The organism is Ditibartonella choladocola (assembly GCF_002007565.1).
GTDB classification, from domain to species: domain Bacteria; phylum Pseudomonadota; class Alphaproteobacteria; order Rhizobiales; family Rhizobiaceae; genus Bartonella; species Bartonella choladocola.
Map to the genome: position 1 here is coordinate 1,200,279 of NZ_CP015625.1, position 14,380 is coordinate 1,214,658.

The 14,380-nt window shown below is 46.2% G+C and carries 14 protein-coding genes and 1 tRNA gene; 5 read left to right on the top strand and 10 right to left on the bottom strand.

The features are described from left to right. Window positions 1-234: 234 nt before the first annotated feature. Window positions 235-311, bottom strand: a tRNA-Pro gene (locus BBC0122_RS05385). Window positions 312-482: 171 nt separating this feature from the next. Between BBC0122_RS05385 and BBC0122_RS13090 the strand changes: the two genes are divergently transcribed. Further along, window positions 483-668, top strand: coding sequence for a hypothetical protein (locus BBC0122_RS13090; RefSeq protein ID WP_077991984.1), 186 nt, complete (start codon window positions 483-485; stop codon window positions 666-668). Between the two features lie 256 nt (window positions 669-924). Here the strand turns inward: BBC0122_RS13090 and BBC0122_RS05395 are convergent, their stop codons facing one another. After that, window positions 925-1,323, bottom strand: coding sequence for a c-type cytochrome (locus tag BBC0122_RS05395; protein WP_225868156.1), 399 nt, complete (start codon window positions 1,321-1,323; stop codon window positions 925-927). A 175-nt stretch (window positions 1,324-1,498) separates the two neighbouring features. On the opposite strand from BBC0122_RS05395, the gene BBC0122_RS05400 reads away from it, so the two are divergent. Beyond that, window positions 1,499-1,870 carry an iron-sulfur cluster assembly accessory protein gene (locus BBC0122_RS05400; RefSeq protein WP_077991986.1) on the top strand — a complete coding sequence of 124 codons (372 nt, stop codon included), beginning with the start codon at window positions 1,499-1,501 and terminating at the stop codon, window positions 1,868-1,870. A gap of 155 nt (window positions 1,871-2,025) precedes the next feature. Here the strand turns inward: BBC0122_RS05400 and mazG are convergent, their stop codons facing one another. Next, complete coding sequence (gene mazG / locus BBC0122_RS05405) at window positions 2,026-2,850, bottom strand: nucleoside triphosphate pyrophosphohydrolase (RefSeq protein WP_077991987.1); 825 nt, start codon at window positions 2,848-2,850, stop codon at window positions 2,026-2,028. Between the two features lie 113 nt (window positions 2,851-2,963). Between mazG and galE the strand changes: the two genes are divergently transcribed. Together galE and BBC0122_RS05415 are read left to right on the top strand one after the other, a co-directional pair. Further along, window positions 2,964-3,971, top strand: a complete 1,008-nt coding sequence (galE, locus tag BBC0122_RS05410) for a UDP-glucose 4-epimerase GalE (protein ID WP_077991989.1) — start codon at window positions 2,964-2,966, stop codon at window positions 3,969-3,971. 23 nt (window positions 3,972-3,994) lie between these two features. Further along, on the top strand, window positions 3,995-4,204 hold the full coding sequence (locus tag BBC0122_RS05415; RefSeq protein WP_077991991.1) for a TOBE domain-containing protein: 210 nt from the start codon (window positions 3,995-3,997) through the stop codon (window positions 4,202-4,204). A gap of 608 nt (window positions 4,205-4,812) precedes the next feature. Here the strand turns inward: BBC0122_RS05415 and BBC0122_RS05420 are convergent. The 7 genes from BBC0122_RS05420 to BBC0122_RS05450 all read right to left on the bottom strand — a co-directional run bounded on the left by BBC0122_RS05420 (window position 4,813) and on the right by BBC0122_RS05450 (window position 12,947). After that, on the bottom strand, window positions 4,813-5,745 hold the full coding sequence (locus BBC0122_RS05420) for a lipid A biosynthesis lauroyl acyltransferase (RefSeq protein WP_077991992.1): 933 nt from the start codon (window positions 5,743-5,745) through the stop codon (window positions 4,813-4,815). Then, window positions 5,745-6,773 (bottom strand): zinc-binding dehydrogenase, encoded by a 1,029-nt coding sequence (locus tag BBC0122_RS05425; RefSeq protein WP_077991999.1) that lies wholly within the window; start codon window positions 6,771-6,773, stop codon window positions 5,745-5,747. Before BBC0122_RS05425 ends, BBC0122_RS05420 begins: the two co-directional genes overlap by 1 nt. Window positions 6,774-6,823: 50 nt before the next feature. Then, window positions 6,824-8,101 carry a beta-ketoacyl-ACP synthase gene (locus tag BBC0122_RS05430; protein ID WP_077992001.1) on the bottom strand — a complete coding sequence of 426 codons (1,278 nt, stop codon included), beginning with the start codon at window positions 8,099-8,101 and terminating at the stop codon, window positions 6,824-6,826. 10 nt (window positions 8,102-8,111) lie between these two features. Continuing rightward, window positions 8,112-9,305, bottom strand: coding sequence for a beta-ketoacyl-ACP synthase (locus BBC0122_RS05435; RefSeq protein WP_077992003.1), 1,194 nt, complete (start codon window positions 9,303-9,305; stop codon window positions 8,112-8,114). Between the two features lie 9 nt (window positions 9,306-9,314). Continuing rightward, complete coding sequence (locus BBC0122_RS05440) at window positions 9,315-9,602, bottom strand: acyl carrier protein (protein ID WP_077992005.1); 288 nt, start codon at window positions 9,600-9,602, stop codon at window positions 9,315-9,317. Between the two features lie 234 nt (window positions 9,603-9,836). Further along, the gene (locus tag BBC0122_RS05445; protein WP_077992007.1) at window positions 9,837-12,152 is read right to left on the bottom strand and encodes an NADP-dependent malic enzyme; all 2,316 of its coding nucleotides are present in this window, start codon (window positions 12,150-12,152) and stop codon (window positions 9,837-9,839) included. A 15-nt stretch (window positions 12,153-12,167) separates the two neighbouring features. After that, window positions 12,168-12,947, bottom strand: coding sequence for an SDR family oxidoreductase (locus BBC0122_RS05450; protein WP_077992009.1), 780 nt, complete (start codon window positions 12,945-12,947; stop codon window positions 12,168-12,170). Window positions 12,948-13,207: 260 nt separating this feature from the next. On the opposite strand from BBC0122_RS05450, the gene BBC0122_RS05455 reads away from it, so the two are divergent. Then, window positions 13,208-14,377: an MlaE family lipid ABC transporter permease subunit gene (locus BBC0122_RS05455; RefSeq protein WP_077992011.1), complete on the top strand. Its 1,170-nt coding sequence runs from the start codon at window positions 13,208-13,210 to the stop codon at window positions 14,375-14,377. The last annotated feature ends 3 nt before the right edge of the window (window positions 14,378-14,380 follow it).

The window sequence follows — 14,380 nt, forward strand, 5'->3', positions numbered from 1 at the left end:
TGAAAATTTCAATGGAAGTTTTTGTTTACTCGACTACACCTGAGTCACGGGATTGACCTGACCGGAGTTATATGTGGTCGGCCACGCGGGTGCTACAATTGTTTCATGCGCATATCAGAAACTGATTGAAATAAAGAAAGAATAATGAATTTTGCATCTGCAGCACCGTTTTACGGCGAGCAATCGAAAACGATTCTATCTGTCAGAACAACGACCAATATCTTGGAAAAAGAATGGTCGGAGCGGCGGGATTCGAACCCACGACCCCTTGACCCCCAGTCAAGTGCGCTACCGGACTGCGCTACGCTCCGAGCCGTGAAGATGGCCTAAAATACTAGCGTTATAAAGGCAAGTGAAAAATTCTTAAAAAATATCAAAATCGGGAAAAACACGATTTCAATTCATTATTGAGGGTTAAATTAGCCGCAAAACTGGCCGGAACACGAGCTATCGAGCCTGTGGAATTTTATGATTGAAAGCTCTTGGCTTGCGAACGCGGGCTTGCCGTTAACTTCGTTGATCGCATTATTGGAGCTATGTCGGGTGATAGAATGTTTTTGGCAACGGGGGGGGCGGCAAGCGAGGCTGCCAGACGTGTTGCCGACAATGGGGAGTTCTGGCAAAATGGGGCGCTGCTAAAAAAGGGGGGCAAAAGGGAGTTTCAGTAAAGGGAAATTTTTAAAATTTTGAATTAGCACTTCAAAAAGTCTAATCCCTATAATTCCAGTTCCGGTTTGTTGGCCGGAAACCGTATAAAATTTTGATAAACAGGGGATTTTCCGGTTGAAAAGTCAGTTTGGCTACTCTGTTTTTGCTGGTCGAATGGTTCTTTAGCTTTAAGTGACGGTTGCCCGATTTTTCGTAAGCGACTTTCCGTAACCTACTGAACAGCTAATCTATTATACCGGATTTTCGTCACGTTTTTTATTTTTCATTTTGACGCGGCAAAACAGATTCGAGATATGCAATAAGGTCATCAATATCCGAATCATCATTGAGGCGGATTGACGCCATGCGGGTTCCCTTCACCATTCCTTGCGGATTATGAAGATAGGTTATGAGTGTTTCTCTATTCCAGACAAGACCATTCCGGCCGGCATTTATCATTGCGGGAGAATAACGGTAACCTTCCAGCGATCCCGCTTTGCGGCCTATGATGCCTTGCAGCGTCGGACCAATACGATTATCGGGTTTGTCGGCATTATGGCAGGCGGCACATCGTTTAAAAACAATTTTGCCGTTTTCTATGTCGGCAGCATGTGTTCCCGTAATGATGTTGGCAAAAGCAATAATTGTGAAACAGAAAATAGTAAAATGATGCATTGGAACAATCAGATTTCAGCTGAAGCAATTTGAACCCATTAGTGATTAGCACCAATTTCGGTTTTTTGGTATTCTAACATTCGTTCAGTTTCGCATCAAAGTAGAACTATACCTTGACGGAAAACGTTTAAGACACCAGATTAGCAGCAATGATTTTAAAGGAGTTATCCATTCTATGGCCGGATTTTCAGTAATCACCATGACAGATGCTGCCAAGGAGCGCATCAAAGATATTATGCATGACAATAATGCATATGGAATTGTCGTCGGCGTAAAAAAAGGTGGTTGTGCGGGCATGGAATACACCGTTGATCTTGCCGAATCGGCTGTTGAAAATGCCGATCTCGCAGAGGATGATGGTGCTCGTGTTTTTGTATCCCGCGAAGCGACGCTGTTTCTTCTTGGAACACAGATAGATTTCGAGAAAACGACTTTGCACACGGGTTTTGTTTTCAATAACCCCAATCAGACATCTGCTTGCGGTTGTGGCCTATCAGTGGAAATTCGGCCTGTCGCCCAAGCCGATCTGGAGATGGCGCAGAAATAACCCGAATAATAATAACCTGAATTATCAGGTGTTATTCGGTTATCACCGCCCGCCAAGTGGTGTCGCTGTTCAAGCTTGTTGATTGCCGGTTGCCGGTTCTAATTCCTTCAGTTTCACACGAAAGGTGTTCTTTTCCCGATCACACAATCAGGCGTTCACTGCTTTACAAGTTTGGCTTCGTTCCAAAATTTCTCCATCTCTTCGAGGTTCGCGTCTGACAAGGTTTTATTTTGTTTTGCCAATGCGTTTTCAATAAAATTGAAACGATAACGGAATTTTTTGTTGGCTTTTTTCAAAGCATTTTCCGGTGAAATGTCGAGCGTTCGTGCCAGATTGAGAACGGTGAAATAGACATCACCAAATTCGTCTTCAATATTTTTTTTCTCGCCCGTTTGCAGCGCTTCTTCGAGTTCTGATAATTCCTCGTCAATTTTTTCAAAAACAGGCTCCGGTCTTACCCAGTCAAATCCGGTTTGTGCTGCTCTTTCTTGTAAAGCAATGGCTTCCTTTTCCGGCGGTTGAGCTGTTTTTACGGTTGCGAGGTAGCCTTTTTTAGTGTCATCGGGAAGACCTGCCTTGTTGCGCTTCTCCAGTCTTTCGGCTTTTTCTTCTTTTTTTATACGTTCCCATTCCCCTTTGATAAGTCCGCGCTCTTTTTGTTCGGCTGTTCCGAAAACGTGCGGGTGACGGCGTATCATCTTTTTTGTGATTGCGTAAACGACATCACCAAAGTCGAAACTTCCTTCTTCTTCCGCTATTCGGGCATAATAAACGACCTGCAAAAGCAGATCGCCCAATTCCTCGCAAAGATCATATTTATCGTCGCGTTCAATAGCGTCAGCGACCTCGTAAACTTCCTCGATTGTATAAGGAACGATAGTTTTCAAGTTCTGTTCTTTGTCCCAAGGACAACCGGTTTCAGGATCACGTAAAGACTTCATGATTTCGATGAGCCGGTTTATATTTTTGGAAGGTTCCATTTTATTATCCTTCGGAAGTTAAAAAGCGTTCTAAAATATTCCTTGTTGCGGCTTGTCAGTGATAGAGAATTCTTTCATAAAAGTCACATCTGTTGTGTTTTACGGGTTTTATTATGAATATTCTGGTAACTGGTGGAGCGGGTTACATTGGGTCGCATTGTTGTGTCGCACTTATGAAGGCAGGCTATCGCGTCGTTATTCTGGATAATTTCGGCAACAGTCATCCTGAAGTATTGCGCAGGATAGAAAAAATTACCGGACGTGCTCCGATCAATGAGTCTGGCGATATAAGGGATCGAAGCTTTGTTGAATATGTTCTGGAGCATCATAAGTGTGACGCTGTTATGCATTTCGCAGGGCTAAAATCGGTTGCCGAATCGGAAAAAAAACCTGACCTCTATTACGATTGCAATGTTGTTGGCAGTTTAAGGCTATTGCAAGCCATGAAATCAACCGGCGTCAAGAAATTGGTTTTTTCTTCGACTGCTACTGTTTATGGTGTTCCGAAATATCTCCCTTACGATGAAAAACATCCCCTCAATCCTGTAAGCGTTTATGGTCGCACGAAATTGACAGTCGAGAATATGTTGCGTGACTTTTACGCGAGTGATCCGACATGGGCATTTTCGATTCTGCGTTATTTTAATCCCGTCGGCGCCGACGAGAGCGGATTGATTGGTGAAGATCCTAAAGGAACACCCAATAATCTTATGCCGATTATTGCTCAGGCTGCATCCGGAAGACGCGATAAAGTGATGATCTGGGGGAATGATTATGATACCGAAGATGGAACCGGAGTGCGTGATTATATTCATGTGAGTGACTTGGCAGAGGGGCATTTACGAGCCTTGAAAACCTTGGAACATCCCGGTTGCGATGTCATCAACCTTGGGCGTGGGCGCGGCTATAGCGTGATGGATGTTATCAAGGCATTTGAACATATATCCAACAGGAAAATAAAATATGAAGTCGGGCCAAGACGCCCCGGTGATATCGGGGAATTTTTTGCCAATCCATCAACCGCATTTGAAAAGCTTCATTGGCGTGCCGAAAAAGATTTGGAAAAAATGTGCACCGATATGTGGAATTTTCAGGTCAAGAACCCAGATGGTTATAAATAGGGTTTCATTAAGAAGGAAATATCATGAAAATTAGTGCACGTAATATATTGAAGGGTAAGATTGTAGCCATCAAAAAGGGTGCTACAACCGCCCATGTCCAGATTGATATTGGTGGCGCAATTGTAACAGCCTCCATCACCAACGAAGCGGTTGATGATCTACAGTTGAAGGAAGGTGAACAAGCCGCTGCTGTTATAAAATCTTCCGATGTCATGGTCGCTATTGCTGACTGAGCCGGTTTATTTTCACTCGTCAGCCCGTCACATGTAACGCTCTCGGCTCGCCCGTTTTACTTTAAAAAAGTTTCCGGTTATCAGCTTTCATCCGGAAAATCGGGCGGGTTTCATAGCGGCAAATGGCTGTGTTTGCCCGTAGTGAAGCTGTCATCGGCCTTGTCTACTGACAAGCGTTTTTTGCCTCCTGACAAACGTTTTTGTCTCCTGACAAGCGTTTTTGTCTCACGACAAGCGGTTTTGTTTCCGGATAAGGGGGTTTGTAGCCTGATAAAGACGTGGTTTTCTTGCCGGAGCTTGGCTATTCTTTTTGTTCCGGCACGCTGTTGAGCCAGTGTGTTTGAATTGCGGTCGGAACGACGAAAAGCACAGCACGATATAACAAAAACGAAGCACGATAAAATGTCAGGTCATCATTGAACATTCTGATGGTGTGTTTGCGGGAAATTACAAAAATTATGAAACCCGCCTGAGTGAAATTTATTAGTCACCATAAAGGATTTCGGGTTTTGTGAAATAGCAGCAATATCCGGCAGGTTAAGGGCGGCTTTCCGACACGACAATAAAAAACCAAAGGAAAGGCGATATATCGCTTATCCCTGACGGCTTTAATCGTCCCAGCGTTTATGAAACCACATCCATTGTCCGGGATATTCACGCACCCAGGTTTCGACAATATCATTGAGTTTCTGGGCGGCTTTGACCTCGTCAATATTACCGTCATTATCCTTGGGTAAGTCGAAACGCTCATAAAGCTCAAGGCGATAACGCCCTCCGGGTAGCCGGATAGAGCGGGCAGGGTAGACATCGCAATCATATTGGCGTGCAAGCTTAATCAATAGCGGATTTGTTCTGACAGGTCTGCCGAAAAATGTCCCTTTTATACCGCGCCGAAATTTCTGGTCGACCAGCATACCGACATCTTCACCTTCGGCAAGTTTGCCCGCAAGTGCCCAGGCCGCACCGGCTTTCGAGGGAACGAGATGCCCCATTGCAGTCCGTCTCGCTTTTAAAACGCGTTTGGCAATATAGGGATTGTTGGGGGGGCGAAAAAGCGCAGTAACATTGAGATCGAAAGTTGCGGCACAAATGGGTAAAAGCTCGAAATTGCCGGTGTGCGCTGTGAAAAATATGTGCGGCTTTTTTTCGTCCCGAAGCCGGACAAAAATATCAATTCCATCAACTTCAACGAGGCCCGGTTTTTCATCATTCGGATTGAAGTCGAAAATTTTGTCAAGAAACACATATTCGGCAAATAAACGCCCCATATTTTCCCACATTTCAAGGGCGGTTTTGCGGATCCATTGCGGATCTTTATCAGGATATGCCTTGTGCAGATTTTCCAGCGCTATTTTGTGGCGCGGCAGTAACGGCCCGACAGTGCGGGCAAACCACGCGAAAAAGCCGATACCGGCCTTTGCAGGCAGGTGGCTGACAAGTGCCATCAATCCGGAAACAAAATGAGCCCAAGACCAGTCCCACCAGTCTTTCAGCTTTGCCCGCAGACGAAAAAGGATAAGCTTTAAACGCAATTTCTGCATCAATTGATTTTCAGGATGATTTTACCGAACACTTCACGACTTTCCATCCGTTCCAGTGCTTTTTCAATATCGTCAAAATTAACAATTGTATCGATAACGGGGTGGACAATGCCCTGCGCCATTTTTTGCATGGCATTGGCCATATTTTCCATGCGACAGCCAAAAGAACCGAAAATCTTCAATTGTTGTTGGAAGAGCTGCATCAGGTTCATTTGTGTGGAGACGCCGGAAGTCGAACCACAGGTGACAAGACGACCGCCCCGTTTCAGACTAAGCATGGAACCGGCCCAGGTATCGGCACCGACATGTTCAAAGACCACGTCAACGCCTTTTTTCTTGGTCAATTTCCGCACAACATGTTCAAAACGATCATCGCGATAATTGATGACAACGTCTGCGCCAAGAGCTTTTGCTTTTTCCATTTTGCTGTCGGAGCCGACCGTCGTATAGACGGTGCAGCCCATGCGCTTTGCCAACTGGATAGCCGCAGAACCGATACCGGAGCCGCCAGCATGGACCAGAATGGTTTCACCGGGTTGAAGTTTGGCATTGTCGAACAACATATGTTCGACTGTACCGAATGTTATGGGAGCAACGGCTGCGTCAATTTCGTCGCAATCAAGTGGTGCCGGTACCAATAAACGAGCAGGCAAATTCACCGCTTCGCAGGCAAAACCGTCAATATGAAAGCCGTGAACACCACTTACATGCGTGCAAAGATTATCACGTCCTTCACGACAAGCTTTACAAAGTCCACAAGTTTTTGCCCCGTAAATGGAAACGAGCTGGCCAACCTGAAGATTGCCGACGCCCGCACCGACTGAGCGGATAATTCCGGAAGCTTCAGCACCGATCGTCAGTGGTAACTTACGCTTTGCAAAGGCCATTCCGCGCCAGCCCCAAACATCAATATGATTGAGTGCTACCGCTTTTATCTCGACCGTAACTTCACCATTACCAGGAGCCGGAGGTGGTGCTATTTCGGTTAATTCAAGACGTTTGTCGTCAAGCAATTGCAATGCGCGCATGACCAATCCTTCTTAAAATAATTTGCCAGAGAAGAAAACTAAACGGTGAGTTACCCGTTATAGCCTCTGATGACAAGACTTTCGTTTTGACCACCAAACCCGAAAGAATTTGAAAGAACAGATGTCACCTTCGCCTTGCGGCATTTGTTTGGAACAACATCAAGCTGGATAGCCGGATCAGGTTCATCATAATTGATGGTCGGTGGCATAATTCCTGTCCGGATGGTCAAAAGCGAAAAAACAGCCTCTATAGCACCGGCCGCGGTCAATGTGTGGCCGATCATGGACTTGTTCGATGACACCGGAACCTTATGGATATGTTCGCCAAATACATTCGACAAAGCGAGATATTCCATTTTTTCATTTTCCGGCGTGGAAGTCCCATGGGCGTTGATATAATCAATATCATCAATGCCGATGCCCGCATCTTCCAATGCTTTGCGCATTGAGCCGGTTGCGGGTGACGCGTCGGGTTTGGAACGGGTGCGATGAAAATCGTCAGCCGTTTCACCGCATCCTGCAAGCAGCCCCAGAACCTTCGCGCCGCGTTTTAATGCGCTTTCGAGAGATTCAAGAACAAGTGCTCCCGCACCTTCAGCCATGACAAAACCGTCACGGCCTTTGCTGAAAGGTTTTGAAGCCTTTTCAGGTATCTGGTTCTGGGTTGATAAAGCCGATAGCAGAGAAAAGCGTATCAACGCTTCGGCAGATACCGAACCGTCGGTACCAATTGTCAATGCACGATCGGTTTCGCCGCGTCTTATCGCTTCAACACCAAGTTGGATTGCTGTTGCTCCGGACGCACAGGCAGTAGATAAGGTGATTGGCAAACCAATTGTTCCAAACCGGTCTTTCAATCGTTCGGCTATATATCCGAATTGGGTTGTCTCGAAGAAACTGTGATGGGGATTTTTGGCACAAACTTCCAAAATAGCCTGATAGGAGGGAGCTTTTTCGTGATCGACTTCAGCATCAAGTGCAAAACGTGATTTCCAATCCAGTTCTACCGGCGGAGCAGCCAGAAACAATGGACCGTTAAATGCAGCTTCATCAAGCCCTGCTTCGTTGATTGCTTCGCTTGCTGCAATAGTTGCCAGTTTTTCTGATAAAGCGGAAGCACCGACATGGCTTTCTTCAAGAAAATCGACAGTGCCGGCTATTTGTGTTGTCAACCCGTCGATCGGAAAACGTGTTATCCGGTGGATACCGCTGACACCATTGATAAGCTTTTGCCAATTTTCTTCTTTACCTTGGCCTAAAGAGCTGATGACACCAGCCCCTGTAATTGCGACAAGTGGCCGCCCCAGATGATCGGTATATTTGTCCATTACAAATCCTTTAGCCAGCTATAAGCCGTGCCATACCTTCGGCTCTCGTTGTGCCAACTGTTGAAACAATGACGCTTTCAAGATTACCGTCGAACGGTTTTTCATCTTCACTCAAGGCTTTGAACGCTTGTTTTTTCTTTATCGCTATAGCACCTAGAGCCAAAGCCAGAGGAAACTGGGCTTCACGCCAATGACCGAACAAAGTGGAAATACCACGATAAGGAAGTCCGCTTTTATCCCATAAAGCTTTTTCGGTTCCGGTGATGCCTTTCACACCTGACGCACCCGATACAACCAGATCATTTTGTACTGGCCCGCCGGTTCCTTTGACATGTTCAAACATTCTCTCCAATGTTTTATCAAGGGAAGCGGTTTTTCGGTTTGTTTGATCGGTCACAAAGTCGGAAACAGTGGCGTAAATCTTTGCGCCGCGTTTTTTGGCATATTCCAAACTTTCAAGAACGAGGAAAACACCGCCTGAGCCGGTAACAAGCCCGCCGCCTTGGGAATTTTCCCGCTGCCAGACCGGAGACCACCCGTCCCGTTTCAAAAGTTGTCCCAGTTCCTGTCCCAAAAGCATATCATAATGTTGGGAATTATAAGACCCTCCAACAAGAGCATGAGTGCTCTGGCCGGATTGAATTCTTGCAGTTGCAACCATAAAAGCCGCAAGACCGCTTGCCTCTTCCCCCATGAAGCTGCGGGAAGAACCGATAACCTTGTGAACAATAGAGATATTGCCAGCCAAAAGATTGGATAATTGCGCCAAAAAAAGAGTTGGCCGTAATTCGGTTGAAAGCGTTTCATTCAACATGACACCACGGTTTGTTGATGTCCTGCCTTTGTTGAGAATTTCAACATCGACATTGATGTCGCGCTCGCCGCCACCGGCAGCAACAATCATATCCATGGTTGAAGTTACCGGAAGGTCATCTTTGACACCGGCATCTTCCAATGCGAGACCGGCTGCATAAGTGCCCAATCTCTGCCATGTTTCCATCTGTCGCTGATCGCTGCGCTTGGGAATTTGCAGGCTCCAGTCAACTTCACCAAGAGCGTGAACTGTATAAGGAGCAAAGCTTTCCTGATCGAGGTGGGGAGCGAGCGGAGACGCATTCAACATCTCCCAATGTTTCTCGACACCCTCTCCAAGGGAGCTTATCAGACCTATACCGGTAATGACGACAGAATGGTTGTTTGGCATTATATAAGATTATCCGGCGTTTTTCTTGGCTTCAACGAGTTCGTCAATCTTCTTGCAAAGATTTTCCAGAACAAAATATTCATCAGTTCCGACTTTGCCTTCATTAACATCCTGCGTCCATTTTTCCAGCGGTATTTTGATACCGAAATCTTTGTCTATAGCAAAAACAATATCCAGAAAGTCAAGACTATCAATGCCCAGATCGTCGATGGCATGGCTATCCGGCTTAATCGTATTGCGATCGATCTCGCTTGTTTCAGCGATGATGTCGGCAACTCTGTCAAACGTAGAGGTCAATGTGCAATTCCTTTTAATTGTTATGGCTGTCAACCAGCCTCTTAGCGAATCTTTCTAGCGTCTTTCTCGATTAAAAAAAAGACTGAAAGCAGAATTAACATTTCTTATTGCTTCACGGAAACAATATTCCGCCTCTTCCACTATAAAGCCCGTTCTAATTAGGCTTTTTTATGAAAAAAGAGACGGAATACGGTTTACAAAGACAAGTCAGGTAAAAAATGAACAGGATGAAACCTATCCGTTTTGTTTTTGATTCCTTTTTGTATTTGCTTCAAGAACAGCCAATGCAGTCATATTGACAACGCCGCGCGAGGTAACCGAGGTTGTTAAAATATGGGCCGGTCGTGCCGTACCTAACAGGATTGGCCCTACATGCAGGGCATCTGTCAGATTTTTCACGACGTTGAGCGTGATATTGGCAGCGTCTAGATTCGGAAAAACAAGAAGATTTGCTTCCCCTTTCAGTCGGGAACCGGGAAAAACACGATCACGCAATATTTGCGAGAGAGCAGCATCACCATGCATTTCACCATCCGATTCAAGATCGGGAAAACGTTCGGCGAGAATTTCCGAAGCCTTACGCATCTTTTTCGCAGAATCTGTATCCTTGGAACCGAAATTGGAATGTGAAAGCAGTGCGACTTTCGGCTCTATACCAAAGCCGCGAACCTCTTCGGCAGCAAGCGCGGCCATTTCGACAATTTGTTCTGCCGTCGGATCGGTGTTCACATAAGTATCGGTAAGAAACAGCGTTCCGCGCTGTGAAATTAACAAGCTCAAGGCAGAAAATTGCCCGACTTTGTTTTCAAGGCCGATAATCTGGTCCACAAGCTGGAGATTTCGGCTAAACCGCCCGCCAAGGCCGCAAATCATCGCGTCTGCTTCGTCACGCATGACTGCCAGCGCGGCAATAGCGGTTGTAGATGTCCGGACAATGGTTTTAGCTGCTTCCGGTGTGACACCACGCCGCCCTGTGTAATGGAGAAGCAGATCAACGTAATCGCGGTAGCGCGGGTCGTTTTGCGGGTTAATCAGCTCGAAATCTTTGCCGGGTCTAATTCTTAGGCCAAAACGTTTCAATCGTGCTTCGACAACTTCCGGACGACCGATCAGAATAGGAACAGCAGTCTGGTCTTCAAGAACAATTTGGGCGGCACGAAGTACACGCTCGTCTTCACCGTCAGCATAAATAACGCGCTTATGTTGGGCAGATTTGGCAGCAGCAAAAACCGGCTTCATGATAAGTCCGGAGCGGAAAACAAAGCGGTTCAGCTTGTCTATATAAGCATTCATATCCGTGATCGGTCGTGTCGCGACACCCGATTCCATCGCGGCTTTTGCAACGGCTGGCGAGATGCGCAGAATAAGCCGGGGGTCAAAAGGCGAGGGGATCAAATAATTCGGACCAAAGTTCAAGGCCTCGCCCGAATAGGCGCGAGCTGCCACATCGGAAGGTTCTTCTTTGGCGAGAGCTGCAATTGCATAGACAGCCGCCGCTTTCATCTCCTCGTTGATTGCCGTTGCCCCGACATCAAGTGCACCACGGAAAATATAAGGAAAGCACAAAACATTATTGACCTGATTGGGGTAGTCTGAACGACCGGTACATATCATTGCATCGGGGCGTACTTTCCGCGCTTCTTCCGGCATAATTTCGGGTGTCGGATTGGCAAGAGCAAGAATGAGTGGCGTTTTAGCCATCTTTGCTACCATTTCAGGTTTTAAAACATTACCGGCAGAAACGCCCAAAAAAATGTCGGCATCCCCGATGATGTCGTCAAGCTTGCGCGCATCGGTTTTCTGCGCATAGACGCTTTTCCAGCGATCCATCAAAGCTTCACGCCCTTCATAAACAACGCCTTCAAGATCGCTCACCCAGATATTTTCTTTTTTTGCTCCGAGGCGAACCAATAGATTGAGGCAGGCAAGGGCGGCCGCTCCGGCTCCGGAAGCGACAATTTTTACATCTTTGATGTTTTTGTGAGCGAGTTCAAGTCCGTTAATAACGGCCGCGCCGACGATAATGGCAGTACCGTGCTGGTCGTCGTGAAATACCGGAATATTCATCCGCTCCCTGAGTTGCTCTTCAACTTCAAAACATTCGGGTGCTTTGATGTCTTCGAGATTGATACCGCCGAAAGTCGGCTCCAATGCTGCAACAGTATCAACAATATGGGGAATGTCATTGGCATCTATTTCAATGTCAAATACATCGATATTGGCAAATTTTTTGAAGAGTACAGCCTTGCCTTCCATAACCGGCTTGGCTGCGAGCGGTCCTATATTGCCGAGGCCGAGGACTGCCGTACCGTTAGAGACCACAGCAACCAGATTTGAGCGTGCAGTATATTCGGCGGCCGTTTTCGGATCATCGTGGATAGCCTCGCAAGGGGCAGCTACACCGGGAGAATAGGCAAGCGCCAAATCGCGCTGGTTTCCCAAAGGTGTGGTCGGATGTATTTCAAGTTTTCCGGGGTTCGGATAACGGTGATAAAAGAGAGCTGCTTGTTCGAGTTCTACTTGACGGGGGGATTTGTTTTTTTGTGACATCGGGTTAATCCAAATTTAAAAAGCACTTAAATAAGCGCCGCCATCAATGATAAGGTTTTGGCCGGTTATAAAACCGGATTTTGTCGAGCATAAGAACGCACAAGCATGCCCGAATTCTTCCGGATTTCCGAAACGTTTAGCCGGATTCTGAGTTTGCCTTTTCGCTACGATTTCATGAACCGGAATTCCGGTCTTTTCCGATGCTGCGGCAAAACTTTGTTTTAAACGGTCAGTCAAGAACGGACCGGGCAAAAGATTATTGATCGTGACATTGTCTGCAACGACTGTACGCGCAATTCCGGCAAGAAAAGATGTTAAACCGGCGCGGGCTCCGGATGAAAGATCGAGACCGGCAATAGGAGCATAAACCGATGTCGATGTTATATTAACAATGCGGCCGAATTTTTTGGCAACCATTTTATCAATGACCGCTTTTATCAATTCGATAGGTGTGACCATATTTTGCGTTACACCATCGATAATTGTGTTGCGATCAAGCTCACGAAAATCACGAAAGGCAGGACCGTGATTATTTGTGACAAGAATATCGGGATCCGGACATGCTTTGAAGAGATCTCTCTGTCCTTCTTGAGTTGCAACGTCGCCAACCACTTCGATCACAGTTGCACCAGTAAGCGATTTGATTTCTTTCGCTGTCTCGTGAAGACTTTCGCCATGTCGTCCGTTAATGACAACTTCACATCCTTCTTTAGCCAAAGCGATTGCACAAGCTTTGCCTAATCCTTTACTTGACGCGCATATAATCGCTTTACGTGTTGTTAAACCCAAATCCATAGTATTTTTCTTTCAATCCACCTTTTATAATATAAGAACTGGATTATGTCGGCTTTTTTAAGTGGATGCCGCTGTTTTTCATTTTTAGTTGTCGAGATATAGTCTAACTATCCGCAACTGTCATGAGCTACAGGAATGTGTAGCTTACACGAATGTGTTATGTCCAGAAAAACATAGTTAATTGGAGATTAATCTTTCTCGATGATATTTAGGAATGTATTGAGAAGAATCGACATTTCAGGGGGAAATGAACAGGTTGAATGAGTGATCGTATGAAGTCGGCACAACAGAAGTTAAATAAACCGGCAATGGTTAGACATGATATAGAGGACGGAGTTCTGTCTGTTTCGTGTCTTGGCTATTGGAATACGCATACGGTATATCTTATCGACGATGAATTACGCAAACTCGAACACGCCGAGTGCAAAAAAGCTGTATTGGATGCTTCCGGTCTCGAAACTCTGGACACCGCCGGTGCATGGGTGCTCGAACGCCTTTATGTCAAGCTCAAAGAACGCAACATAGAGGTCGAGCTGACAGGAACCAAGCATTCGTGGCATTCGCTTCTCATTACTGTCGGCAAAAGTTTTTCCAATAAAGATGATACACTGAACGAACCCAAGCTACCTGCTTATATCCGCTTTTTTTCCGCCCTGGGTGAAAGGGTCATTAACAGCTACCACGATTTTTTATTGGCAATGGATATATTGGGTGCGACGATTCGCGGTTCCCAGATGAAAAAAGGGCGAGGGTCCGGGGTGAGCCTGCCTGCTGTTGTGACACAGATCGACCGGATGGGGGTAGGGGCCGTTCCGATTATCATTCTTATGTCATTTATTGTGGGGGCAATTATTGCCCAGCAAGGTGCATTCCAGTTGCGGCTTTTCGGTGCAGAAATTTTTGTTGTCGATCTGGTTGGTATCCTTGTTTTTCGTGAACTCGGTGTGCTTTTAACGGCGATTATGATTGCCGGACGATCGGGAAGTGCCATCACCGCAGAAATCGGCTCTATGAAAATGCGCGAAGAAACCGACGCATTAAAAGTTATGGGGCTTAACCCGATAGGTGTTCTGATTTTTCCGCGACTCGTCGCTTTGGCGATTATTTTGCCACTCCTGACAGTTATTTCCGATCTTGCAGCATTGATCGGCGCAGGCGTTGTTGCAAACCTTTATTCCAATATTTCGTATGCAGCCTTTATTACCCGTCTGAATGACGCTGTCTATACGACAACCTACTTTGCCGGTCTTATCAAGGCTCCTTTCATGGCACTGATTATCGGAATCATTGCTTCGGTCGAGGGGATGAAGGTTGGTGGCAGTGCAGAATCATTGGGGCAACGCGTAACATCTTCGGTCGTCAAGTCCATTTTTGTTGTTATCGTCATCGACGGTTTTTTTGCAATCTTCTATGCTGCGATCAATTTTTAAGAG